Annotated in this window: 19 protein-coding genes and 1 pseudogene; 11 read left to right on the plus strand and 9 right to left on the minus strand. The window is 65.0% G+C overall.

Features of this window, described 5'->3' with window-relative positions; genetic code table 11:
• The first annotated feature begins 187 nt into the window (after nt 1-187).
• Complete coding sequence (locus JZ791_RS01530; protein ID WP_216892275.1) at nt 188-1,927, plus strand: PEP-utilizing enzyme; 1,740 nt, start codon at nt 188-190, stop codon at nt 1,925-1,927.
• Nucleotides 1,928-2,029: 102 nt separating this feature from the next.
• Here the strand turns inward: JZ791_RS01530 and JZ791_RS01535 are convergent.
• The 3 genes and pseudogenes from JZ791_RS01535 to JZ791_RS01545 all read right to left on the minus strand — a co-directional run.
• Nucleotides 2,030-2,134: pseudogene (locus tag JZ791_RS01535) on the minus strand (DUF305 domain-containing protein); the annotation flags it as partial.
• Nucleotides 2,135-2,158: 24 nt separating this feature from the next.
• Nucleotides 2,159-3,349, minus strand: a complete 1,191-nt coding sequence (locus JZ791_RS01540) for a thiolase family protein (protein ID WP_216892276.1) — start codon at nt 3,347-3,349, stop codon at nt 2,159-2,161.
• A 39-nt stretch (nt 3,350-3,388) separates the two neighbouring features.
• A complete protein-coding gene (locus JZ791_RS01545) occupies nt 3,389-4,237 on the minus strand; it encodes an acyl-CoA thioesterase (RefSeq protein ID WP_254205053.1) in 849 nt (282 codons plus the stop codon).
• 208 nt (nt 4,238-4,445) lie between these two features.
• Between JZ791_RS01545 and JZ791_RS01550 the strand changes: the two genes are divergently transcribed.
• The 4 genes from JZ791_RS01550 to JZ791_RS01565 all read left to right on the plus strand — a co-directional run bounded on the left by JZ791_RS01550 (nt 4,446) and on the right by JZ791_RS01565 (nt 8,200).
• Nucleotides 4,446-5,570: a Gfo/Idh/MocA family protein gene (locus tag JZ791_RS01550; protein WP_216892277.1), complete on the plus strand. Its 1,125-nt coding sequence runs from the start codon at nt 4,446-4,448 to the stop codon at nt 5,568-5,570.
• 266 nt (nt 5,571-5,836) lie between these two features.
• Nucleotides 5,837-6,700: a hypothetical protein gene (locus JZ791_RS01555; protein WP_216892278.1), complete on the plus strand. Its 864-nt coding sequence runs from the start codon at nt 5,837-5,839 to the stop codon at nt 6,698-6,700.
• Nucleotides 6,701-6,843: 143 nt separating this feature from the next.
• A complete protein-coding gene (locus tag JZ791_RS01560) occupies nt 6,844-7,482 on the plus strand; it encodes a Uma2 family endonuclease (protein ID WP_216892279.1) in 639 nt (212 codons plus the stop codon).
• 163 nt (nt 7,483-7,645) lie between these two features.
• Nucleotides 7,646-8,200, plus strand: a complete 555-nt coding sequence (locus JZ791_RS01565) for a DegT/DnrJ/EryC1/StrS family aminotransferase (RefSeq protein WP_216892280.1) — start codon at nt 7,646-7,648, stop codon at nt 8,198-8,200.
• Between the two features lie 193 nt (nt 8,201-8,393).
• On the opposite strand, the gene JZ791_RS01570 is transcribed toward JZ791_RS01565, so the two are convergent.
• The 3 genes from JZ791_RS01570 to JZ791_RS01580 all read right to left on the minus strand — a co-directional run bounded on the left by JZ791_RS01570 (nt 8,394) and on the right by JZ791_RS01580 (nt 12,076).
• On the minus strand, nt 8,394-9,539 hold the full coding sequence (locus JZ791_RS01570) for a UDP-N-acetylglucosamine--N-acetylmuramyl-(pentapeptide) pyrophosphoryl-undecaprenol N-acetylglucosamine transferase (protein ID WP_308162709.1): 1,146 nt from the start codon (nt 9,537-9,539) through the stop codon (nt 8,394-8,396).
• 367 nt (nt 9,540-9,906) lie between these two features.
• Nucleotides 9,907-11,211 carry an alpha/beta hydrolase-fold protein gene (locus JZ791_RS01575; RefSeq protein ID WP_216892282.1) on the minus strand — a complete coding sequence of 435 codons (1,305 nt, stop codon included), beginning with the start codon at nt 11,209-11,211 and terminating at the stop codon, nt 9,907-9,909.
• Between the two features lie 262 nt (nt 11,212-11,473).
• Nucleotides 11,474-12,076, minus strand: coding sequence for a dihydrofolate reductase family protein (locus tag JZ791_RS01580; RefSeq protein ID WP_216892283.1), 603 nt, complete (start codon nt 12,074-12,076; stop codon nt 11,474-11,476).
• 171 nt (nt 12,077-12,247) lie between these two features.
• On the opposite strand from JZ791_RS01580, the gene JZ791_RS01585 reads away from it, so the two are divergent.
• Nucleotides 12,248-13,261: a sigma-70 family RNA polymerase sigma factor gene (locus tag JZ791_RS01585; protein WP_216892284.1), complete on the plus strand. Its 1,014-nt coding sequence runs from the start codon at nt 12,248-12,250 to the stop codon at nt 13,259-13,261.
• Here the strand turns inward: JZ791_RS01585 and JZ791_RS01590 are convergent.
• Complete coding sequence (locus JZ791_RS01590) at nt 13,228-13,959, minus strand: TetR/AcrR family transcriptional regulator (RefSeq protein ID WP_216892285.1); 732 nt, start codon at nt 13,957-13,959, stop codon at nt 13,228-13,230. The two genes, JZ791_RS01585 and JZ791_RS01590, sit on opposite strands and share 34 nt — an antisense overlap.
• Nucleotides 13,960-14,071: 112 nt before the next feature.
• Here JZ791_RS01590 and JZ791_RS01595 point away from each other — a divergent pair, with 112 nt between their 5' ends.
• The 3 genes from JZ791_RS01595 (at nt 14,072) to JZ791_RS01605 (ending at nt 18,317) form a co-directional block, all read left to right on the plus strand.
• Nucleotides 14,072-16,273, plus strand: coding sequence for an arylsulfatase (locus JZ791_RS01595; protein WP_216892286.1), 2,202 nt, complete (start codon nt 14,072-14,074; stop codon nt 16,271-16,273).
• A 40-nt stretch (nt 16,274-16,313) separates the two neighbouring features.
• Nucleotides 16,314-16,877, plus strand: a complete 564-nt coding sequence (gene mug / locus JZ791_RS01600) for a G/U mismatch-specific DNA glycosylase (protein WP_216892287.1) — start codon at nt 16,314-16,316, stop codon at nt 16,875-16,877.
• Nucleotides 16,878-17,039: 162 nt separating this feature from the next.
• Nucleotides 17,040-18,317, plus strand: a complete 1,278-nt coding sequence (locus tag JZ791_RS01605) for a cytochrome P450 (protein WP_216892288.1) — start codon at nt 17,040-17,042, stop codon at nt 18,315-18,317.
• A gap of 55 nt (nt 18,318-18,372) precedes the next feature.
• On the opposite strand, the gene JZ791_RS01610 is transcribed toward JZ791_RS01605, so the two are convergent.
• Nucleotides 18,373-19,533 carry a cytochrome P450 family protein gene (locus tag JZ791_RS01610; RefSeq protein ID WP_254205055.1) on the minus strand — a complete coding sequence of 387 codons (1,161 nt, stop codon included), beginning with the start codon at nt 19,531-19,533 and terminating at the stop codon, nt 18,373-18,375.
• A 515-nt stretch (nt 19,534-20,048) separates the two neighbouring features.
• Between JZ791_RS01610 and JZ791_RS01615 the strand changes: the two genes are divergently transcribed.
• Entirely contained in the window at nt 20,049-21,140 is a 1,092-nt protein-coding gene (locus tag JZ791_RS01615) for a beta-propeller fold lactonase family protein (RefSeq protein ID WP_216892290.1), read from the plus strand.
• A 63-nt stretch (nt 21,141-21,203) separates the two neighbouring features.
• Here the strand turns inward: JZ791_RS01615 and JZ791_RS01620 are convergent, their stop codons facing one another.
• On the minus strand, nt 21,204-22,850 hold the full coding sequence (locus JZ791_RS01620) for a hypothetical protein (protein ID WP_216892291.1): 1,647 nt from the start codon (nt 22,848-22,850) through the stop codon (nt 21,204-21,206).
• Between the two features lie 231 nt (nt 22,851-23,081).
• Between JZ791_RS01620 and JZ791_RS01625 the strand changes: the two genes are divergently transcribed.
• Nucleotides 23,082-23,627: a hypothetical protein gene (locus tag JZ791_RS01625; RefSeq protein ID WP_216892292.1), complete on the plus strand. Its 546-nt coding sequence runs from the start codon at nt 23,082-23,084 to the stop codon at nt 23,625-23,627.
• Nucleotides 23,628-23,695: the final 68 nt, after the last annotated feature.

Raw genomic sequence — 23,695 nt, forward strand, 5'->3', positions numbered from 1 at the left:
TCGCCAGGTTTCTTAGTCTGTTTGTCAATAGTCGCCTAGTAGACTATTGTGACGTAATGTACATCACGTGAAGGGGGCCGTGGATTGTATCGAAAATTCGATGACCAGCAGTTGCTGGAACAGGACTATCGGCCGGGCTCTCTGTAGTACCAGGCGCGAGAAGCCGAGGAAGAGAAGGAGATTCGGCATGGTGGACATCACGCGCCCCTGGGTCGTGGACAACGAACTCAGTGCCCGCTGGCCCATCTATACCCGGGGCAATGTCGGCGAAGTGTCGTCCACCGCCGCGACGCCGCTGTTCTGGAGCATGGTCGGCGGCCCGCCGGCCGAGCGGGAGTGGAAGCAGGCCCTGGCCGAGTTCGGCGCCTTCGACCTCGATGAATTTCGCTCGGACGTCATCGACATCCAGGGCCTGGTGCACGGGTACGTCTATCTGAACCTGTCCAATATGCGAACCTTCGGTGCGCGCATGCCCGGCGCCACGCCGGACCTCATGGACCGAACGTATCTGGGGGACAACGAGGCTCCGCCGTATGTGCCGCATCCGGACGACGACAGGCCCGAGTACACCGATCGGATTCTGGCGACGGTCCAGCGGGTGCTCGGTGAAACGGCGCGTCCGGACGTCGACGAACACCGCGAACTCGCCGAAAAGCTGCGGTCACAGCGGCCCGAACTGTCCGAACTGAGCGACAAGGAACTCGTCGCTCGTGAACGCGGGGTGATGTCGCTCGAGTACCCGCCGCTGCTCCGCACACATCTGCGCATGGTCTACGAGGGTTCGGTGGTGACCGGCGCGCTGGACGAGGCGCTGGCGCCGCTCGGTGACCCGGGGCTGACCGTCCGGCTGATGAGCGGACTGGGCAACATCGCGTCCGCGGCTCCCAACGAAGCCATGTGGCGGCTCGGCCGTGAGGTCGCGTCCTCCGACTCGCTCACCGCGGAATTCGACAAGGGTGTGGCCGGTCTCGATGAGCGGCTGCGCGCGTCGTCGGATCCGGCGAGCATCGCGTTCGTCGCGGGTTTCGATGAACTGCTGTACCGCTTCGGGTCCAGGTCGACCCAGGAATGGGAGGCGAACGCGAAGACGTGGGAATCGTTCCCGGCCATTCCGCTGGGCATGATCGACCGCATGCGGTTGCAGCCGGGGAGCAAGGATCCGGTGGAGCAGGGCAAGCGTCTGCGCGCGGAACGGGAGGCGCTGCTCGATGACGTCCGTGCGCGCCTGGCCGACAAGCCGGACCAGCTCGCCGCGCTCGAGAATGTGCTGCGGTCGGTCACTGTCTACTCGATCGCCCGAGAACAAAGTAAGACCAACACGATTCGCGTGCTGCACGAGGCTCGGCTGTGTCTTGTCGAACTCGGCCGTCGTTACGCCGAGCATGGGATCTTCGAGCGCCCCGATGACATCGTCATGGTGCGTGAGGACGAACTCGACGCGTTGGTGGACGACCCGGGGTCGTTCGCCGAGACGATCGCGGAACGCTGGGAATGGTGGAAGAAGCTGTCGGAGTTGGAGCCTCCGCTGATCGTCGAACGAGGCAAGGTGCCGCCGGTTACCGAGTGGTCGAAGCGCGTGAATTCGACTGCGGACGTTGCGGTCTCGGGCGAGGTGCTCACCGGGCTGTCCGCGTGCGCGGGTGTGGCGACGGGCCGGGCGCGGATCATCGAGGACCCCGAGGACGGCGTGGACCTGGAGCCCGGTGAGATCCTGGTCGCGCCGTGGACGGATCCGGGGTGGACTCCGCTGTTCACCTCGGCCGAGGCCGTGGTGGTCAACGTCGGATCGTCGATGAGTCACGCCGCCATCGTCAGCCGTGAGCTGGGTATTCCGTGTGTGCTCGGCGTGAAGGACGCGACCAAGCGCATCACGGACGGAGTCATGCTCACCGTCGACGGCGCGGCGGGGACAGTGACCGTGCACTGAACCGGCCGGGCCCCGGGAGTAATTGCGCACTGTTGCAAGGGAATTGGTGGCCCGCCGATGTCGATGACATCGGCGGGACACAGTCGGTCCGGCAGCTGCGGCCACGGTGATGCCGCCCAGGTGATGGCGGTACATCAGTTGCAGGAACAGCACCGACGCGGCTTGGCCGCGGGCGGCGGCGAGGGCGTCCAGTTCGGCCTGGGTCAGGGCGCGTCGGTTGCCCGGGCCGTGTCAGTGCACGCGGCGCAGCAGCGCGGCGAGGGCCTGCCCACCACCGATGCACATGGTGACTATGCCGAGTTCGAGATCGTCGCGCACGAGAGTCTTGGCGACCCGCAGTGTCAGGATGCCGCCGGTGGCCCCGACCGGATGCCCGAGCGCGATCGCCCCGCCGTACGGATTGGTCTTGGCCGGATCGAGCCCGGCGTCGCGGATGACCGCCACCGCCTGCGAGGCGAACGCCTCGTTCAGCTCGACGACGTCGATGTCGCCGGGGGACATCCCGGTCTGCTCGAACAGTTTGGCCAGGGCGGGCACCGGCGCGTAACCCATCAGCTCCGGCTCCATCGCCGCGGTGGCGACGGACTCGATGACCGCCAACCCGCCCAAACCCCGTTCCGCGGCAACGGATTCGCGGGCCAGAACCACGACACCGGCCCCGTCGTTGATGCCGGAGGCATTTCCCGCGGTGACCGTGCCGCCCTTTTCGAACGCCGGTCGCAGCGCCGCGAGCGTATCGACCGTGGTCTGCGGCTTGGGGTGCTCATCGGTGTCGACCGTGACGGACTTTCCGCCGCGCCCGGTGACCTCCACGGGAACGATCTCCTCGGCGAAGGCGCGGCGGGCCGCTTCGGTCGCTGCGCGGCGTTGTGATTCGGCCGCGAACTCGTCCTGTCGAGTCCGCTCGATCCCGTACTTGCGTGCGACGTTCTCGGCGGTCACGCCCATGTGGACATCGTTGAACGGGTCGGTCAACATGGCGACGGTGCCGTCGATGAGATTGCGGTCGCCGAGTTTGTACCCAGCGCGGGCGCCGAAGTCGTAGAACGGCATCCGGGACATATTCTCGTCACCACCCGCCAGGGCGAAGTCCACACCACCCCAACGCATCTGCATCGCCGCGGACCAGATGGCCTGGAGTCCGGAACCGCACAGCCGGTTGACCGTGTACGCGGGCACGGAGGTGGGCAGCCCGGCCGCCAGTGCCACCCGTCGTGCGTTGTAGGCATCGGGTCCGACCTGGCCGATGCATCCCATGACCACTTCATCGATGTCCGCGGCGGCGACTCCGGCACGGGTGAGCGCCGCCTTCGCGGCGGTGGCGCCCAGTTCGTGCGCGGGCACGTCGGTGAATGCGCCACCGAATCGTCCGATGGGTGTGCGGGCGCCGTCGACGATGACGATCCGTTCCGGTTGCGACATGGTGTTGAAACTCCAATCTGTTTCGCGGTCGCCGAAGTGTCAGCGACCGAGGATGCCTTCCTGTACGACCGTCGCCGCGAGTTCGCCGCTGCGGTTGTACAGTCGGCCCGAGGCCAGGCCGCGGCCGTTCTGAGTGCTCGGGGAATGCTGGTCGTACAGCAGCCAGTCCGAGAAGTCCGCGTCGTGGTGAAACCAGATCGCGTGGTCCAGTGACGCGATGAAGCCCGGTCCGCGTGTCGTTCGCCTGGCGGCGAGCATGACCGGGTCCAGCAGCGTCATATCGCTGAGGTAGGTGAGCATGCAGCGATTCAGGACGCTATCCTGCGGTACGGGGGCATCGGCGCGGATCCAGAGGGTATTGCGTGGGGGCGGGGGCTGCGGGTGGTCGATCGCGATGCGCGGCGGTGCGTTCACATAGCGGATGTCGAAGGCCCGTTTCCGGACCCACCAGCCGTCGTGCTCAGCGGCGTACGGAGCGAGTTGTTCCTCGATTCGACGCAGGGATTCCGGGGCCGGTGCGGCGGGAATCGGGTGCGTGTCCTGGACACCGGGGACGCGTCCGCCGAAGTGCGCCATCGCCTCGAAGATCGTGGTCTGGTCCTGGATCGCGGTCACTCGGTAGCTCGAGACAGCATCTTCCCGGAGGCGTTCGACGGCGTAATCGACGGGGATCGTCGGATTACCCTGTCGCACAAAGTAACAGTGTAGGCCGAGCGGTTCATGGCCACGGCCGGAGGCCGGCCTCGCCGCCGCCATCAGGGCTTGCGCGGCGATATGGCCCCCGAACACCCGCTGGCGCTCTTCGTCCGGTTGTGGTCCTCGATACAGGTCGGCGCCGATCTCATCGAGGTCGAGGACGCGAAGGATCTGTCCGATCGTCGTTGCCAACTGCTCTCCAGGCTGTGCGATCCACTGCACTGTCGTCGTGCGGCCGTAGGGTCCGGACCGGCGGTTATAATCCAGCCAATCACTCTTGGCATAAATAATCAACTAGTAGAGTATATTGGTCGATCGGGCTGAAGTGGACGTTCGCCGGGTGGCCCACAGCGACAAACCAGGGGCGCCGTCACCTCGGCGGGCGCCGAAGGATGAAGGGATGCACATGCGTACCTCGGGCCGCGGCGCCGATCCGATCGGAGTGGGAATCGTGGGGCTCAGCGCCTCGGGTGGTTGGGCGGCGAGCGCACACGTTCCGGCTCTTGCGAGTCTCGACGGATACGAATTGCGGGGGCTGGTGGCCAGCAGCATGACCTCCGCGCGGGCGGCCGGCGAGAAATTCGGTGTGCCGATGGTATTCGACGATGTGAGCCATCTGGTCGAACAGGACGCGATAGACCTCGTCGTGGTCACGGTCAAAGTTCCCGAGCACGGACACCTCGTGAACCGGGCCCTCGAGGCCGGCAAGGCCGTGCTCTGTGAATGGCCGCTGGGCAACGGACTGCGCGAGACCGAACGGTTGGCCGAAGCCGCCGGGAGCAGCGGGACGCCCGGCTTCGTGGGACTGCAAGCGCGGTCCGCGCCGACCGTTCAGTACCTTCGCGACCTCGTGGCCGAAGGCTATGTGGGCGAGGTTCTCTCCACCACGCTGATCGGATCCGGCGGCTCGTGGGGCGCGGCAGTACGCGGGCGGGATGCATACACCCTGGACGCGTCGAACGGTGCGACCATGCTGACGATTCCGTTCGGTCACACGATCGATGCGCTGACGATGGTTCTGGGCGAATTCGATGAGGTCGCGGCCACCACCGCGACTCGACGGCAGCGGGTGACGAACTCCGATACCGGAGAGACTGTTTCGATGACCGCCAAGGATCAGATCGCGGTCTCCGGCGTGCTCACCGGTGGCGCCGTGGCGTCGGTGCACTTTCGCGGGGGCGTGAGTTCGGGAACGAACCTGCACTGGGAGATCAACGGGACAGAGGGAGACCTGGTGCTGATCGGCAACACCGGACATCTGCAGCTGGCCGCTGTCGAGTTGCGCGGGGGTCGCGAAGGTCGTGCGCTGACGTCGTTGCCCACGCCCGCGCGATATGAGCTCGCACCACGCGCCCTGCTGAAGGATGCGCCCAGGGCTTACAACGTCGCTCAGGCGTATCTGCAGATCGAACAGGATTTGGCGACCGGTACGACCGTCGCGCCGACCTTCGCGCACGCGGCGCGGCGGCACCGGGAACTGGCGCGCGTGGAGCGCCAGGCGGAGATAACAGCAATTGATCGATAATGCATCCTTAGACTATTTATCACCATACTATTGATGCGGTAGTTCTCTCGCGGCCGAAGGTGGGGCGGGTGGCATCGGCGGCCTCGATGGATGTCTGCGCGTATCTCGGAGGTGATCAGATGGCAACTGCTACGGGTGCACAGATGGGTGCACACAGGAATTCCGTACGGTCCCTGGATAAGACGAGCAAGATCTGGTTGGGTTCGGCAGCGACTGTGTTCGTCGTCGTCTGCCTGCTGATCACGGGTCTGAAGGGGCATCACGCGGTGGCGCTGGATCCGAGATACGGCACGCCCCCTCCGCCCGACCTGCCGTATTCGGTCGGGAACAATGTCGGCTGCACGATTGTCATGACCTTGATCGGTTTGGTCGGCGTCGCACTGGGGATCTATCAATGGATACGGACGAGATCCGTGCTTCCGCTGATGATCGCGCTGAGTGGGGCGGTGATCTGTATCCCGGAGGTCTTCTTCGATGTCATGGGCGCCGTGTATTTCCCATGGAGCGCTACACAACCGCTCGGAAATGCCTACGAGATTCTGGGCCGTCATATGCCGTGGTGGATCGTGGCCGGATGGTTCGGCTACGGGGTCTTCAGCTACTTCATGTTCTCGGTGCTCGCCGCCAAGCCGAAAACCAGGACATTGTGGTTGATGCTCCTGGGCGCGGCCGTGGGTGACGTCGTCTTCGAAGAGATCTTGTTGAAGTTCGGCGTCTACCACTACTACGGCAATCAGCCGTTGATTATCGTGTCGCAACTGCCCTGGTGGTGGATTCCCTGCAACTCCATCGGAGTCTTCCTGGCCGCAGCCCTGGCATATCGTTTCCGATCGGCGCTGCACGGCTGGCGCTCGCTCCTGATGTTCATCATCACCCCTCTATCGGTCACCACGGTATACGGAGCGATCGCACTCCCCTCCTGGATAGCGGTAAACCGCGACTACCCCTGGCTGCCGACCCAACTTCTCGGCCTCGCGACAATCGGCCTGGGTATCGCCGTCTTTGCCCTGATCCTTCGACTCGTCTTGGACCGCAATCCCGCCGACCTGAATTACGCACCATCCACACAGACAGCCGAATTCAACGACCCGTTCCCACCACTCGATCAACGAACCGCCACCACTGGATGATCCGTACACGGACCTCGCCCGAGACGCCGTCGGTCCCGGCCGAGGTCCGTCGGTCGGCTGTTGCGGCAGGCGCACGGTGATGCCTGGCCTGGCGGGGTTCTCAACTACGATGACGGGGAATCCGAGCCGAAGGGTGGCCCCCTGTGTCGCATGCGTTCGACTGGTCTTCGCCGAAGACCTATAGCCAGACCGTCGACATGGACGACTATCTGGCGATGCCCGAGGAAGTGTCCCGGTCTGTCGAGGTCAAGGACGGGATGATTGTGTTCTGCGAGTCGCCGTCGCCGAACCACAATGCCGTTTCCCGCAATATAGAACGCGCCCTGGCCGATGGTGAGGCCAAGCGGACCGATCGGCAGCCGTGTCTGCGGGTGAATCGCGACATCGACATGCTCGTGTCCGAGGTCCCCTTTCACTACAAGCGGCCCGACGTGATCGTCTACCGATGCATCGAGCGGCCTCGGCACCGATGGAAGACCAAGCCGACGGTTGCCGACGCGATCCTCGTCGTCGAGGTGGTATCGCCGACCACGATAACGGCGGACACCATCGACAAACGGGCCGAGTACGCCCGGTTCGGAATCCAGCATTACTGGATCGTCCGCATGGCCAACGACGACGGCCCGGTCGTCTCCATAGAGATGCTCACGCTCAATTCCGAGGGCAGATACGTCTCCAACGGTCATCGAAACCGCGCCGACAACTTCGCCGCGGCCATCGACACTCTTACCCCGTTCCAGACCAGTCTCACCTGGGAGGAATTGGACGAGGGGCTTGATTAGGCCGCGTCGCGATCAGGCAGCTGAGTAGGTGGTTCCCCACCCCGCTCGACACGCAGACATGTGCGGAGATCGTCCAGTTGATCGAACACGACCACAGATTCCAGGCAGAACGGCGGCGCCGGTCGAGTAGATAGGTACACCGATCCGCTATCGACGGTGGACGGTGACCCGATCCCCGCATGCGCGGGGCCGACACTTCCTGAACGAGCGTGGGGTACGTGCTCGGCGGGCCCTGCACATCGCATTGATGGCGGCCGGGTTCGGACGCGGCGGCGAAGTCATGGTCCCCTCCCAAACGTTCTGCGCCACCATCCACGCCATCCGCGCCGCCGGTGGAGTGCCGCGCTTCGCCGACATCGACCCCGATACCCAATGCGTCACCCCCGAAACCATCGATGCCGCGATCACCGTCAAGACGCGCGCGGTGCTGCCGGTGTTCTACGGCGGCCGCGCGGTCGACCTGACCGAACTGCGGCTGGCTGATCGGGACATCACGGTGGTCGAAGACGCCGCCCACGCCTTCGGCTCCCATCACCGCCACGGACGCCGGGTTGGCGCGACCGGCCAGCTCACCTGCTTCTCGTTCGGCCCGATCAAGAACATCACCTCGATCGAGGGCGGCGCGGTCGTGGCCCGAAACCGCCGCGAAGCAGAACTGTTGCGCGCCATGCGGACCCTGGGCATCCGCGCCGGCCAACTGACCCGCCTCCGCGAATGAAGGTGGCCGATATCGGGGTCGGAGTCCATTATCCGCCCAACCACACCCAGCCCACCTTCGAGCGCTGGTACCGGCCTGCCCGCCACCGAACACTCCGCGCCGGAGTTGCTGTCGCTGCCGTTTCACCCCGCCATGACCGACACAGACGTCACCATCGTGGTCGCGGCACTGGCCGCCGCGCTCGACCTCGCGGCTACCTGACCGATTCATCACCGGCGGCGGTGCGCACCAGCCCGGTTAACCGCTGCCCTGCATCCGGTCGTCCCAGCCCCCGGGCGGCGTTGCCCAGCCGGGCTCGGGCGTCCGGATCGCTCAGCAACTCCGCGATGGCCGCGCCGACTCTCTCGCCGGTCACTGTGTCCGGCACCGTGATCGCAGCCCCTGCCTCGGCGAGTAGCCGTGCCGCCCGCGCCTGCTCGCCCCCGGCGGACGAGGATAGTGGGATCAACACCGCGGGCTTGCCCAACGCGGTCAGCTCCGCGATCGTCCCGGCACCGGCACGGCACACCACAATCTCGGCCAGCGCCAAAGCATCCGCCATCCCCTCACCATCGATGAAGTCGGTGACGAAATAGCGGCGAGCCAGCTCACTGGGCAACGCCGTCGCCCGGTGCTGCAACTCTGCCAGGCCCGTGGCACCGGCCTGATGAATCACGTTGGCCTGCACCAACAACGACTCCACCACCTCACCGATCGCGGTGTTGATCTGATGAGCGCCTTGGGCGCCGCCGGTGACCAGCACGGTCGGCAGCCCCGGGTCGAACCCTGGCCCGAACCGGTCCAACGCCGCAGAGCCGGCACCGGCCAGCACCGACTCACGGACCGGGTTGCCGGTGACCACCGCCCGTGCGGCAGCCCGCGTCGGCAACACCGGCACAGTCGCTTCGGAGGTCACGGCCACTGCGGTCGCAATCCGCGCCAACAACCGATTCGCCAAGCCGAGTCCGACCGTCTGCTCGTGCACCACCAACGGAATCCGCAGCACGCCTGCGGCCACGCCGACTGGCACGGCCACGTACCCGCCGGTCGTCAGCACGACATCCGGTGCGAAAGCACGCAATCCGCGTACGGCCTGGACTACACCCGCCGGCACCCGTGCCATATCGGTCGCGTTGGCCCGAGTCACCATCCGCAGCGGGTTGCGGGCGCGGCGCAGCTTCCCCACGGCCACGGCGGTGAAGGGGATGTCGTCGTCGGCAGCGGTCCGCTGCTCGAGCGAATCCGTTTGCCCGAACCACAGCAGCTGGACTAGATCTGCACCGGCCCGCAGTTCTCGCGCAACACACAGCGCGGGGAATACGTGCCCTCCGGTACCACCACCCGCTATCGCTACCCGCACGAGGCCGCCTTCCATGATCGGGCTGTCACAACGCCCTCGAGTCTGCCACCGAGCCGGACCGTTCCCGTCTTCTAGGAGCGCCGCTACTGGCACCAACTCACCGATACCGGCAACCCATCCGGGGCCGACTGTCAACAGGATCATTACCAGACCTGCAACCGCCACGATGGTCGGGACGAAGATCAACACGAGCAGTTTGCCTATCGTGGTCCAGTTACAGCGGCAGTTGAAGATCAGGCGAATCTGGCGTTCCAGAAAGTCCAGTACTTCTTGCAGCAGATCAGTGCACCGGTGGTTCGGCCCGAACCCTGAGCCAGGGTGCGAATGTTCGACCATCGCGTCATCGTAGGGAAGGGGGTATCGCCGTTTACTTGTGCTGCTGGAAGATCCAGGCCCGGATGCCTTCGATGGTGTAGGCGATGGGCCAGGTGGTGGTGTGTTCCACGCCGCCCGGGGCGGTTTCGCCGGGGGACAGGGTTGTGCCCTTCAGGAATGCGGAGTAGTTGATCGGGGCGCCTTGGGCTGCCAGGGCCGTGGCGTCGGCGGCGAATTCGGCCGTGGTGGATTGACCGTTCCATACCGCGCGGCTCACTCGGGTGCCGGTTTGTTCGATGATGTCCATGATTTCGTTCTCGCCGGGGTAGGCCTTGGTGTCGCCCTGGGAGACGGTTACCCAGAGTTTCTTCGTGGCCAGCGGAGCGCATTGGTCGGCGGGCCATTGGCCGGCGACGACCCACGAGGCCGCGAACAGGTCGGGGTATTTGATGTTGAGGCCGAGTGTCATCATCGCGCCCATGGATTGGCCGGTGGCGTATCGGCGTCCGGTATCGATGTTGTACTGCTTCGACAGATCCTCGACCAGGTGGGCTGTGGTATCGAATAATCCGGTCGGTTTGTAATCGTCGCCGATGACGATCGAGGGGTATTGGGGGGCCAGGACGAAAGCCTCGCGTTCGGCTTGGTCGTGCGCGTCGGCCCAGCAGACCGCTCCGAGACCTTGGACCAGTGTTGCGGTCGGTGTCGTACTCACGACGCTCGCATCGTGCATGAACAGCACCAGCGGATAGGATTTTCTCTTGTCGTAATTCGCGGGCGTATACAAATTGTAGGGCAGTATTTGGCCGTTCTTTGGATCCTTGTAGGTGAACTGTTTGAATTCGTCGACGACCAGGTTCACCGTTGTGCTGGTGGCGACGTTTGTACTGCTCGCGGCATAGACGGTGCCGCCAGTGGTGGTTACGGCGCCGGTCTGGGTCACGATGCCCTTGGCCGCCCGGATGATCGCCGGCCCCTGTGTCGTGCCGGCCTGTGGGCCGGAGTTGCCGCTGGGGGTGGCCGACGTGGCCGTGGTCGATGCGCTGGAAGTCTGTTGCGGAAGTGAACCGGATGGGCCTCCCCACAGCAGCGCGGAGCTGTCGTCGGGGGAGAGTTCGACGATGACGTATTTGCCGTTTCTGCCCTGCTCGGCCAGGTCGGCCGCCGTATTGCCGTAAACTTTGACGACGGTCCGGCCCTCGACCCGAAAATCAGTCTTCGACAGTTTGGAAGTATCGATATCGGAGTTGTATTCGACGGCCACCGCGATAAATTTCTGGCCGGTGCCGTAAACTTTGGTGACAGCGGCGGCACTCTTGATATTGCCACCACCCGAGCCCGAATTACATCCGGTCATGCCTGCCGCCAACAGAACAGCAGTCCCTGTCATTTGCGCGAGAAATCCGCGTCGTGTGGACATTGTGCCCTCTATTCGCGTCGCAATTCCGTCCGGTCTCGACCAACGACCTTACCCAGCCGATATGGGTGAGAGCTGGGAGCGACACCGGCGAACTCGTTCCGGTGTCACCGACCACGACCGATAAGATCGAACGTTTCCGCGACAAGACCCCGTGCACCGAACCCCGCGATCGCGCAGCGCACTCAGTGGACTCCAGCGCCTACAACAGATGGCCTCGCACGAATTCGTAGGTGTAGGACAGCAGGCCGGCACCGACCTTGCGGGTGTCGACCAGGTGCAGTGGCTTCTTGTCGGTGGTCTCGTCGAAGATACGCAGGCCGGTTCCCAGGATGACCGGGAAAACTATCAGCCGGAGTTCGTCGGCCAGGTTGTGTTCCAGCAGAGTGCGCACGAGTTGGTAGCTGCCGTAGACCAGGATTTGCCCGGCCACTTTTCGCTTCAGCTCCGAAATCTCCTTTACCGCATCGCCGCCCAGGACCGTGGTGTTGCTCCACCGAGGATCTTCGAGAGTCGATGACGCGACGTACTTGGGGATGCTGTTCATCCTGTCGGCCCACTCGCGGCTCACGCGGACTTCCGCGCCGTCGCGCATCCGGGACTCGAACCATTCGCTGCTGCGCCTGCCGAGCAGTAGCGCCTCGGCGCCGAGCAGTTCCTCCGTTTCGTTGGCGGCCCAGCCTTCGAGGTCCTCGACCCCAACGAACTGGTGGAACCAGCCGCCCAGTTCGAAGCCTTCCTGGCCGTCCGGATCCTGGACCACTCCATCGAGTGTGGCATTTGTGCTGATGACGATCTTGCCCATTTCCGTGCTCCTTTGACAGTGTTGTCGGTTAGCACTGGTTTGGACGCCGGGGCGGTGGAAAAGGGGGCGCTGCGCGACCGCCCCGTTCGCGCCTCTGCCGGCGTCTGTACAAGCATGGAATCGCATACGCGGAATGGGGTGGCGGGAGTGGGGTCGGCGAGGACGGACCTGATGTCGCGGGCGCGGGGCGGCGATGGCGAGGCATTCCGGGCGTTGACCGAGCCACATCGGCGCGAGTTGCAGGTGCACTGCTACCGGATGCTCGGATCGCTTCAGGATGCCGAGGACGTCCTGCAGGACACGATGCTCGCCGCTTGGCGAGGTCTCGAACGATTCGACGGGCGCGCCTCGCTTCGCACCTGGCTCTACCGCATCGCCACCAACCGGTGTCTCGACGCGCTGCGGTCCGCTCGCCGACGCCCTGCGAAGCAGTGGGACATCCCGGGAATCGAACCACCGGAACCCACTCGACTCGGCGAGATCCCTTGGCTCGAGCCCTATCCCGACGCCCTGCTGGACGGTGCGATCAGCGTGCCGCTCGGTCCGGAGGCGCGCTACGAGCAAACCGAATCCATTTCCCTGGCCTTCGTGACCGCTCTGCAGATCCTGCCGCCTCGCCAGCTCGCCGTCCTCATCCTGCGCGACGTGCTCGGATTCCACGCGAACGAAGTAGCCGACATGCTGGATACCACAGTCGAATCGGTCAAGAGCGCCCTCAAACGCGCCCGTTCGGGAATGCAGCGCCGACTGCCTTCGACTATTACCTCGGAGCAGCCGCCTGCGGAGGACGCCATCGTGGCGAAGTTCGTCAGCGCCTACGAATCCGCCGACATCGATGCGTTGGTGGCTCTGTTGACCGACGACGTCTTCATGTCGATGCCACCGGTGCCGCTGGAATATCAGGGCCGAGACATCGTGGCCCGCTTCTTCGCACCTATTTTCGGCGCGATCCCGGGATTCCACCTGATGCCCACACGAGCGAACGGTCAGCCGGCATTCGGGGTGTACCAACACACTCCCGCAGGCTTCCGGGGAGCCGGCCTGTTCGTCCTCACGCTCGCCGGCGACCGAATCGGTGCCATGACAGTCTTCGACAACGCCGTCCTCCCCATATTCGGTCTGCCGCAATCCCTCCCGAGTGCGATGTCGAACTACATCGGATCCCGATCTGTCGACTGTCGCTGACATTCGAGCTGAGTCAGCGTCTCCGGCGACATCGGTGTCGTCAGCATCGGTGTGACCGCATCGATCAGCTCGGCGACGAACAGCTCGGGCGGTGGTTCCTGGCCGGTCGACGCCCGGCGCTGGAACTGAGCCAAAGCCTGCACGGTGCTGGTGTACAGGAGGGTGAGACGCCGTTGAGCCACGGGCGGCGGCAAGTGTGTCAGGCACGCACCCAGCAGTTCGTTGATTTTCAGTCCGTTCGGGACCAGGTCCGGGTCGGCCAGCAGGAATATGTGCTCGCTGTAGCCGCCGTGTGGCGCGGCCAGAAGGTGGGAGATCAGCCCGACGTAGCGTTCGCCGCGGCCGATGCTGGCCGCCTGCGGCAGGATCAGCGCCTCCAGGAGGGCGCGCGGATCGCCGCCGCGGTTCTTGGTGATCAGTGTCGCCAGCAGTTCGCCGCGTTCGGCCTCGATGCGGACCAGGCGGTGCTCGATGACCGCCCGTAGCAGGTGGGATTTCGAGCCGAAGTGGTAGTTGATCGCTCCGGCATTGCTCTGCCCGGCCGCGAGGCGCACTTCGTTGAGGCTGACCGCATCGATACCTCGATCCGCGAACAGCTCCTCGGCAACCTCCAGCAGCCGAAGCCGGGTTGCCTGGCCGGCGGCATAACCCCGCGCGGGCGGTCTCGACCCGGTGGGGCGGGCGGCTTCAGGGGGCATAGCCACGCAGTTTAGCCAGTCGTTGCCAAATTAATGAGGTCTTATTAGATTGATGAGCACGCGCTGCCGAGAGGAGCACTCCGATGACCGTCTCGAGTGAGGAGACTTCGCGATGACCATGCCTCGACGCGCGCCGCAGGGGGCGCCCAACGTGGTAGTGATCTTGCTGGACGACCTGGGTTTCGCCCAGTTCGGTTGTTACGGCTCGGACATCGCGACCCCCACGGTGGATAGACTGGCCGCGAACGGCCTGCGATACAACCGGTTTCATGTCACCGCTCTGTGCTCGCCGACTCGTGCGGCCCTGTTGACCGGGCGCAATCACCACGCCGTCGGAATGGGCTTTCTGGCCGATATCCCGACCACGGCGCCGGGATATACGGCCCGGATTCCAGCGGGGGCGCCGACTCTGCCGAGGTTGCTGCGCGAGGCGGGATGGAACAGTTTCGCCGTCGGTAAATGGCATCTACTGCCGCGCGGTGAGCGCACCAGCGCGGGCCCGTTCGACCGCTGGCCACTCGGGTTGGGCTTCGAACGGTATTACGGCTTCCTGCAAGGGGATACCAACCATTGGTCGCCGAATCTGGTCCGGGACAACACCTATGTCGAGCCGCCGTCCGGTCCGAACGAGGGATATCACCTGACCGAGGATCTTGCCGACGAGGCGATCCGTATGGTCGTCAACCAGCAGGAGTCCGCCCCGGGCAAGCCGTTCTTCCTGTATTTCGCTCCCGGCGCGATGCATTCGCCGCATCATGTCGAGCGCAGCTGGGCCGACGCGTACCGCGGGCGCTTCGATGAGGGCTGGGATCGCTGGCGTGAGGATGTCTTCGCGCGCCAGTTGGCCGCCGGTGTGGTCCCGGACGGAACCACGCTGACCGAGCGCCCGGCGTGGGTGCCGGCATGGGATTCGCTCAGCGACGACGAACATCGCCTCTACGCTCGCATGCACGAGGTGTATGCGGGGTTCCTGAGCCATACCGACGCTCAGATCGGCCGGGTGGTCGACGCGCTGGACGCACTCGGGGTCATGGACAACACGCTGATCATGGTGATGTCCGACAACGGCGCCAGCGCCGAGGGCGGGGTGGCGGGCACGAGCAACGAACACCGGTTCAGCCACCGGGTGCGTGATGATCTCGCCGAAAACCTTGCGCGACTGGATGATTGGGGTGGCCAGGGAGGCTACCCGCACTACGCCTGGGGTTGGGCATGGGCCGGTAATACCCCGTTCAAGCTGTGGAAACGCTATACCTGGCTGGGTGGCACCCGCGTGCCGATGATCGTGCACTGGCCCGCGGGTACAGGGCAGGCACACGGTGTGCGCGGCCAATTCGCGCACGCGATCGACGTTCTGCCCACTGTGCTCGATGCTTGCGGTGTGCCGGTGCCCGATGAGGTCCAGGGCGCCAGCCTGCTGTCCACCTTCACCGACGCGCAGGCGCCGGCTCCGCGGTCGACCCAGTATTTCGAGATGATCGGATCGCGCTCGATCGTCTCCGACGAGTGGAAGGCCACGACCGACCATGTATCCGCCGGTGTGATGGACGAGGAATTGCTGATGAAGGGCAGTCGTGACTTCACCACCGATCGCTGGTCGCTGTTCCGGCTCGAGGACGACTTTTCCGAGGCGCACGACCTCGCCGACGACCACCCCGACGTGGTCCGCCGGCTCGAACAGCTGTGGTTCACCGAGGCCGGGCGCAACGAGGTGATGCCGCTGGCGGATTCACTCACCCAGCGGATATCGACCATCGTGCCGCCGCTCTATCCGCCCGGACAGAATCTGGTGCTGTATCCCGAGGGCGGCCCGGTGTCGGATGAGGCGTTGCCGATGCTGTTCGGTGGCGGTCGCATCGTGGCCGACGTGGAGGTGCCCGGCACCGGCGCGCGGGGAGTGCTGTTCGCGCTGGGAAATTGGACCGGCGGGTTGGCCGCGTTCGTCCAGGACGGGCTGCTCACCGTCGCTGTCGCGATGCCCGGTGACACCGTGCGGGTCACCGCCGACACACCATTGCCGGTCGGCCGCCACCGCGTCGGCTGTGTATTGCGGCCGGGCGCCGATGGTTTGACCGTCGAGGCCGTGGTCGACGACATCGTGCTGGCGGCCGGAACCGGCAGCCACACTCTTCCGGTCACCTGGCAGCACGGTGGCACCGCCCTGACCCTCGGTCATGACCGGGGCCTGCCCGTCTGCGACGCCTATGAGCCGCCGTTCCCCTGGACCGGCATACTCCACCGGATCCGCATCGATGCCGGACAGGGCTGGCCATCGGACGCCGAGCTGATCCGCATCGCACTGCAGACCGACTGAAGGTTGCGGGTCACCGGCGTGGGCAGGGCAGACTAGGCGGATGGCACATTCCGCCGGGTACCGGCCCACACCGGCAGATCTGGCCGCGGCGAACGGCGGGTCCATCCCCGATCTGCTGGCGCCGGACCTACGGGTGTTGTTCTGCGGGATCAATCCGGGACTGTGGTCGGGGGCGACCGGCCACCATTTCGCTCGGCCTGGAAACCGCTTCTGGCCCACGCTGTTCCGGTCCGGATTCACGCCGCGCCTGTTCCGGCCTGATGAGCAGCGGGAGCTGCTCGCACTCGGACTGGGCATAACCAATGTCGCGGCGCGCACGACGGCGAAGGCCGAAGAGCTGACATCCCAGGAGTTACGCGAGGGTGGTCGCATGCTCACCGACAGAGTCCGGCAGTACCGCCCGCACGTTCTGGCGGTCCTCGGCCTGGGCGCTTACCGCACCGCTTTCGGCCGGCCACGAACCACCGTCGGACGCCAATCCGAAACACTCGGCACGACCGCCATCTGGGTACTGCCCAATCCGAGCGGACTCAACGCCCATTACACGCTCGACGCTCTGGCTACCGAATTCCGGAAGCTGCGGGAGGCAACGGAACTCGCGTGACGGCGGCAGCTGGCGCCATGACACGTCAAGACGTAATGTCGAACTGCATTGTGCCGTAGGCGGTCTCGATCCGGTGGTCCCGCTGGTCCGTGGGCTGGAGAGGCTCTACTGTTGAGCGGGTTCATCTTTGGATTGCGATCCACGAGCGGTTAAGGCATGTGTATGACTTCAGCTGGTGTGCCCATCGAAGAGTTGCGCGCGAAGTATCGGCGTGACTACGACCCCTATCGTGCTGTGCCCATCGCCGAGCAGTTGGCGGAGCTGGCCGAGCGCCGGTCGGCGGCGCCGGTCAGCTATTCGGCGCGCGGCAACGGGTGCTGGGTGCTCACCCGGTACGACGACATCGCCGGGGTGTTGCGGCGCAGCAATCGGGGGTTCGTCAGCTTCCCGAACGATCCCGACGGGATCAACTCCACCGGGTCGGAGGAGGGCATGATCCCGATCGAGCTGGACGGGCCTCGGCACCGCCAGTTCCGGGCGATGCTGGATCCGGCGTTCGCGCCGAAGCATGTCGCGCAGCTGGAAGACGAACTGCGGCAATGGGCCAACCGGTTGATCGACGGCTGGATCGAGGACGGGGAGTGTGACTTCAACAAGGGGTTCGCCCTGCCGTTCCCGGGTGTCACGGTCATGAAGATCATGGGGTGGCCGGAGCAGGACCTGTCCCGTTTGTACGGCTGGGTCGATGTGGTCATGCACGGCGTGCCCGGTGTCTCGCAGGACGAGTCGAATGCCGCACGGGGCAAGGCGCACGGTGAGATTCACGAATACATGTTCGCGCTGATCGCCGAGCGGCGGGCCGCGCCGCGGCGCGAGGATGTGACGTCGGCGGCGCTGGAGGCCGAGATCGACGGCGAAAAGCTCTCCGACACAGAGTTGTTCGACCTGTTCCTGCTGATGATGCTGGCGGGTCTGGACACGGTGCAGAGCGTGCTGGGACAGGCGATGGTGTACTTCGCGCGGCATCCGCGGCAGTGGGATCGGCTGCTCGAGTCGCCGGCGCTGCTCGAGTCGGCCGTCGAGGAATTCCTGCGGTGGGCCACGCCGCCGGTCCCGACGCGCACGATCGTGCATGACGAGGTGCAGGTGGGGGAGATGACGTTGCCCAAGGGGGAGCGAGTGCACTTCCCGCTCGCGGTGGCCAATCGCGATCCGGCCTATTACGAGACCCCCGACGAGGTCGTTCTCGATCGGTTCGTCGACTCGGGTACCAAACCGCACGTCGCGTTCGGCCTGGGTCCGCACCGATGTGTGGGCGCGCCTCTGGCACAACTCGAGTTGCGTATCGCGTTCGAGGAGTTGCGGCGGCGGATCCCGACGTTCGAGCTGCGTCCGGACCGGACCCCTGCCGAACATCTCGGACTGGCCTGGGGCGTGGACAACGTGCACCTGCGATTCGAGCCCGGCACACGCGAACTCGAGGCTGCCGGTACCGAGTGAACCTATCCGGGGGCGGCGCGCCGACCGTACACGGAATCGATGCGCCGCCGCCGGGTCAGGTACGCAGCGGCTGGATGTTGAGGGGTGGGCTCGGGGGGAATACGACCGGCAGTTCGGTCATGGAGCGGTGGAAGGGACCCGGGCGCCATGTGGGCCCGTCCCCGGGGAAGTTCAATTCCAGTTCCGGCATCGCGTCGAGGAGTTGGTCGATCGCGTCCTGTGCGACGAGGTAGGCGATATCCTGCGCGGGACAGCGGTGACTACCGAGCCCCCACGACAGATGTGATCTGTTGCCGAGGATATTGCCGCGATTGATGTGAGGATCGGTGTTGCACGCGGCGATTCCGATGACCACCGGCTGGTTCGCGGGCAGCCAGAAATCGTTGATCAACATCGGCTGGCGCGGATAGGTGATCAGGAAGTTCGACATCGGAGGATCCGAGAACAGGACCTCGTCCAGCGCGTCGCGAGTGGCCATGCTACCGCCGAGCACGTTGCTGCCGAGTGTTTGTTCCGAGAGGATTCGCAGCAGGGTGTTGGCGATCAGGGTCTGCTGAATCTCGATGCCCGCACCGTACTGGCTGTTGATCTGGTGCAAGATCTCCTCGTCGGAGAGTTTGGCCGGATGCTGCAACATCGCCGTGGTGACGTCGTCGCCCGGGGTGCTTCGTTTGAGCGCGAGCAACTCCATCAACGCGGCACCGACGATCTGACTGCCCGTCTCGGCGTCGATGTTCTCGAAGATCTTCGACATGCCTTCGGCGATCCGGTCGCCGAGCTCCGGCGGACAGCCCAGCAGGATGTTGCATACGGCGAACGAGAGCGGGAACGAGTACTGCTTGATCAGGTCGGCGTGGCCGTCCGTGCAGAAGCTGTTGACCAGCTCGATGGCGAGTTTCTCGACGTGGCCGTGCATGGCGTACAGGTCGAGCGCGCGCATCGCCTCGGTATGCACATCGGCGTATCGCTGATGTTCGGGGCCCGTGGTCCGGGCCGGGACGGGGCGATACCCGATGAGGGGCAGGATCGGGCAGTCGGCGGGAACGGTGTTCTGCCAGGCCCGAGGGTCCGCGGGGAAATGTTCGGGGTCGTTGAGGATCTGCACCGCTGTGCGGTAGTCGATCACGAGGGTGGCCGATACGCCGGGCGCGAGTTCCACCGAGACCAGCTTGTGGCCGTCCTTGCGCATCCTGGCGTAGTAGCGGTGCGGATCCATCGCGAATTCCGGTTCCCATAGGAGGAACCGCTGTTCAGTGGTATCGAACGGTATGCTGTGACCGACCACGGGACATGAGGTCCGCGGATCGGGGGCGGAAGTATTCAAGCATCGACTCCAGGACGATCACCGGGCAAGGGGCAAGCGCTAATCCTAACGCCCACACATTATTTCGTGTGGGCGGAACCGGCACATCCGCGACTGCCCAGCAAACTTGACACATCCACCACGTGCTCGACGCCAATGATTGCGGAAATGTACCAGCAACTCCCCGGCTGCGGGCGGACCGATGACGGCGACGGTCGAGGGCTGTGAGTCGGTGGCCTCCGGCCGGGGACGCGGGTCCCGGGCAATATAGTTTAAGTCGTGTTCCAACTGTGATTGACAACACTTGAAACATGCTTATAGCCTGAGACGCCAACGTCTCCGGAGTGACAGGGAGGCGAATCCATCAAGCGCAATGTCGGGCTAGAGAGGTTTGTCGTATGTCTAGAAGGCGATTAGGTATCGCACTCATGTGTGCCGTGGGCGTGGCCGGTCTGTCGGCCGTGCCGGCAGCGGCGCAGGGCAATCCGGGTGACCCGGGGTCCTGCCGGCCGAGCGGGGCCGGCCACCTCGCGTACTCGACCAACTTGGACACCGACTACAACTCCGTTTCGGTCGTCGATACCAAAGATCTTCGGGTGCAACGCTATATCCCCGGCTTCCGGGTGCCCTCCAACGTCACCGTGCTCAACGACGGCTCCAAGCTGTATGTCGACCAGTGGTACACCGGCGATGCCAACACCAAGGTCGTCAATCCCTGCACGGGGCAGATCGTGAAGACGATCCCGAGGCCGGGCGGGCTGTTTCCGCTGACGAACCTGTCGCCCGACGGCCGGTGGCTGTATCTCAGCACGATCCAGGGCTTCACGATCGAGAAAATCGATACGAAGACCGATGAGGTGGTGCACACCTATTCGACCCAGCAGACCGGGGAACCGATCGGTTACGCGATTCCGAGCCCGGACGGCAAGTCCATGTGGATCGCGGGCTTGCACCACGTCTATCAAATGGACTTGGCGACAGGCCAATTCGTCGGCGATCCGATCGCGGTCGGATTGTCGCCGGAATGGCTGGCGGTGACGCCCGACGGCAAGCGGCTGCTGACATCGAATTTCGCCGATGGCACGGACTCGGTCATCGATGCGGCGTCGCGGCGGGTGACAGCCACGGTGAACACCGGTATCACCAGCTATCCGAACAGCGTCTCGTCGACTCCGGACGGTTCGCAGTTCTGGGTGGGAAATCTCGACGGGAGCGTGGCGGTCGTCGATTCGCACACCGGTGCGCTGATTCGCATGCTGAAACCGGGCAAGATCACCCTGGACGTGACGTTCTCGCCGGACGGGCGGCTCGCCTATGTGCCGACCACCCCGTTCTCCTCGCCGGCTCCGAATATCAACGGGGCCTTGACCGCGTTCGGCCCGATGGTGAGCGGTAACTACCACACGGGTCCGGGTGAGATCGTCGTCTACGACACCCGCAGCCTGAACCTGGTGAAGACCTTCCCCACGGGCGGGGTTCCCTCACCGGTGGTGATCCCCGCGGGGCCGTTCCACGACTGATCGCAACACCCGAAATCCCCGGCCTGGAAACAACTTTCAGGCCGGGGATTTCGTCATGAGAGCTCAGCGCAGGAACGAGCGCAACTCCTCGCTCGCCATCGCGTGGCTCGCGTCGTAGTCGAGCGTGCGCCCACCCGGGCTGATCACGCGCGCCACCCCGCGCCGCAGATCGTCCTGGTAACGGGCTTCGATCACGTCGAATTCGAGATTCTTGACGTAGATTCGCAGCCGGTCGCGCAGGGAGCTGTCGGAATCGGCGGCCTCGATCACATCGGGCAGCGTCTTGGTCTGCACCAGCAGCGCATGCGCGATCTTGCGGGCGCGCTCGTCGCGCAGGCCCAGCAGGATCTCACGCTCGGACGAGCGGATGATGTGGTCCTTCCACCAGTCGAAGTCCTCGGGACGGTCGATGGCCACGAGTTCGATCTGCGGCGAAGCCAGTGTGCGCGCGAGAGTTTCGGTCGCGGAGTCCAGATACACCTGCCGCTGGGTCATCGACATCGGCCGGACGGTGTCGATGAGTTCCTTGCGGGCGTCGGGCACCGAGAAGCAGTATCGGCGGATGCCGTGGATGGACGAGTCCAGCAGGCCGTACTCGTAGTTGAAGATCCGGAAGGGGTTCACCGCACTGGAGATGTCGGCCGGACGCCCGACGGCCGCGGCCGCTTCCGGCGTGAACCCCCAGACGGGCGTGCCGCGATAGTCGCCGGTCAGAATGTCGTACTGGATCGGTGCGCCGTGGAAGCGTTGCGGGAGAAGCGGTCCGGGGCCCCTGGAATAGGCGAGGCTGACGCCCGTCGACTGCGCTTGCCGTAGGAAACGGTTGTTGTCGAGGTAGGTCAGTGAGGCCGTGTATCGGGTCAGCGGTGAACGATGCAGCTCCCCGGTATAGAAGGCCGCGTCGAACAGGCGCGTCGGCCAGTCGGTGTCCCAGACTCGGCGCGCCGCCGCCGCGATCGAGCTGCCGACGGTGGCGTCGCCGCCCTGGTACTGGGAGCCGACGGTGCTCGCGCCCAGCAGTCCGAGCAGCGCGGTGACCGGGGAGTCGAAGCCCGCCGAGCCGTCCGAGCAGTACACGAGCAGGCCGAGGGAGTCGCACAGCCGTCCGAACGGTGACGAGCGATCGATCGCGAACTGCGGGCGCAGGTCGGAGAGCAATCGCACGCCGTCCGCGGTGAATTCGCGCTGCCGGGAACCGGTATCCATTGCCGCGACGACGAATTCGCGCAGCACCCGGGATTCGTCGGCGTACCTGTCGCTGGATGGTTCGTCGGCCTCGAGCGCCACGACCAGCTCGCGCGCGAACTGCCGGGTGGAGGCCTCGTCGATCAGATCGAGGAACTGCTCCAGTTCACGGCGCCGAACGGGGGAGAACACCGTCGGGGTGGCGTGCCGGTTGGCGGCGATCGCGACTTCGGACAGGGAGACCCGCACCGCGCCGCGACCGTCCCCCGACGAATAGGTCTGCAATATGCCCTTGCGTACCCACTGGTTGACAGCCTGGCGGCTGACTCCTACTGTGCGGGAGGCCTCTGCCTGAGTCACGAGATCCACCGGGACCTCGTCACTGGGTGAGGTACGAGTGCGCAACCGCTCCGCGGCGCGTTCGAGCGCACGCACCAATTCGGCGATCGGGACGGCTCCGCTCTCACCGAGGGTCAGCGCCAGACGCTCCACTGCTTCGGAGATCTGACGGCCGCTGTCTTCCATGGCGAAAATCTTATCGTGTTATTCGTCAATGGCGTCCATTGACACGAACTGATAGACGGCTTACATTCTTTGTGATCCTGCAGTCGTCTGCACTGATGCGCCCATTCATGTTGACAGCCATCATATACAGTGATGCAATAACGCTGAAGTTGTGCTCATAACATGAGTGCATACCGCATGAAGTCGACTCGTGCACCAGAGCGATGCGATACGTCGAGGGCAGGTGGGACAGTGGCTAGGGATCGAACGGCCCGTGCGCGCATCCGGGAATACTTGGCGACGACGGGGCCGCTGGAGGAGACGTCCGGACACGCCACCAGCGAGCTCATGGAGGCGATCGAGTACGAGGGTTCGCCGATCGCCTTCATCCAGCTGATCACCTCGATGGATCGGGACGGCGAGATCGAGCGCACGATCCGCGGCAAGCGCACCTACCGCATCAGCGCGAGCGACAAGGTCGTGGCCGCGGTGGCCGGTAAGCGCTCGAAGGCGGCCAAGCGTGTCGCCGTCCAGGGAAATCAGGTCGTCGAGATCGATTACCAGCGTTTGGCCCGCGCTCTGGTGCAGGAACTGCTCGGCGCCGTCGCGCCGGGCGCCGCGGTGACGCCCGACCGCGAACCCGGTGATTCGCCCGGGGAGCGGGACCGAATTCTGGCCGAGCACAACGAGTACGCCCGCCGCTTACGGATCGCCCGGGAGCGGCTGGACGAATTGCTCGGCACCGGCGAGGGGCTGGTCGAGTTGCCGGAGGGGACGATCCTCACCATCGGTTCCTGATCCCGCCTGCCGAACCATAATAGTTCTCCGCGGCGCGTCGGCAGCCCCGTCTTGTCATCTTCTATCGG

The sequence above is a fragment of the Nocardia alni genome (assembly GCF_019038435.1).
GTDB classification, from domain to species: domain Bacteria; phylum Actinomycetota; class Actinomycetes; order Mycobacteriales; family Mycobacteriaceae; genus Nocardia; species Nocardia alni.

Coding starts and splice junctions, on each gene's coding strand:
- JZ791_RS01530 (WP_216892275.1), top strand. CDS start 188: ATGGTGGACATCACGCGCCCCTGGGTCGTGGACAACGAACTCAGTGCC.
- JZ791_RS01540 (WP_216892276.1), bottom strand. CDS start 3,349: ATGTCGCAACCGGAACGGATCGTCATCGTCGACGGCGCCCGCACACCC.
- JZ791_RS01550 (WP_216892277.1), top strand. CDS start 4,446: ATGCACATGCGTACCTCGGGCCGCGGCGCCGATCCGATCGGAGTGGGA.
- JZ791_RS01575 (WP_216892282.1), bottom strand. CDS start 11,211: ATGACCGGATGTAATTCGGGCTCGGGTGGTGGCAATATCAAGAGTGCC.
- JZ791_RS01580 (WP_216892283.1), bottom strand. CDS start 12,076: ATGGGCAAGATCGTCATCAGCACAAATGCCACACTCGATGGAGTGGTC.
- JZ791_RS01585 (WP_216892284.1), top strand. CDS start 12,248: ATGTCGCGGGCGCGGGGCGGCGATGGCGAGGCATTCCGGGCGTTGACC.
- JZ791_RS01590 (WP_216892285.1), bottom strand. CDS start 13,959: ATGCCCCCTGAAGCCGCCCGCCCCACCGGGTCGAGACCGCCCGCGCGG.
- JZ791_RS01595 (WP_216892286.1), top strand. CDS start 14,072: ATGACCATGCCTCGACGCGCGCCGCAGGGGGCGCCCAACGTGGTAGTG.
- mug (WP_216892287.1), top strand. CDS start 16,314: ATGGCACATTCCGCCGGGTACCGGCCCACACCGGCAGATCTGGCCGCG.
- JZ791_RS01605 (WP_216892288.1), top strand. CDS start 17,040: ATGACTTCAGCTGGTGTGCCCATCGAAGAGTTGCGCGCGAAGTATCGG.
- JZ791_RS01610 (WP_254205055.1), bottom strand. CDS start 19,533: ATGGATCCGCACCGCTACTACGCCAGGATGCGCAAGGACGGCCACAAG.
- JZ791_RS01615 (WP_216892290.1), top strand. CDS start 20,049: ATGTGTGCCGTGGGCGTGGCCGGTCTGTCGGCCGTGCCGGCAGCGGCG.
- JZ791_RS01620 (WP_216892291.1), bottom strand. CDS start 22,850: ATGGAAGACAGCGGCCGTCAGATCTCCGAAGCAGTGGAGCGTCTGGCG.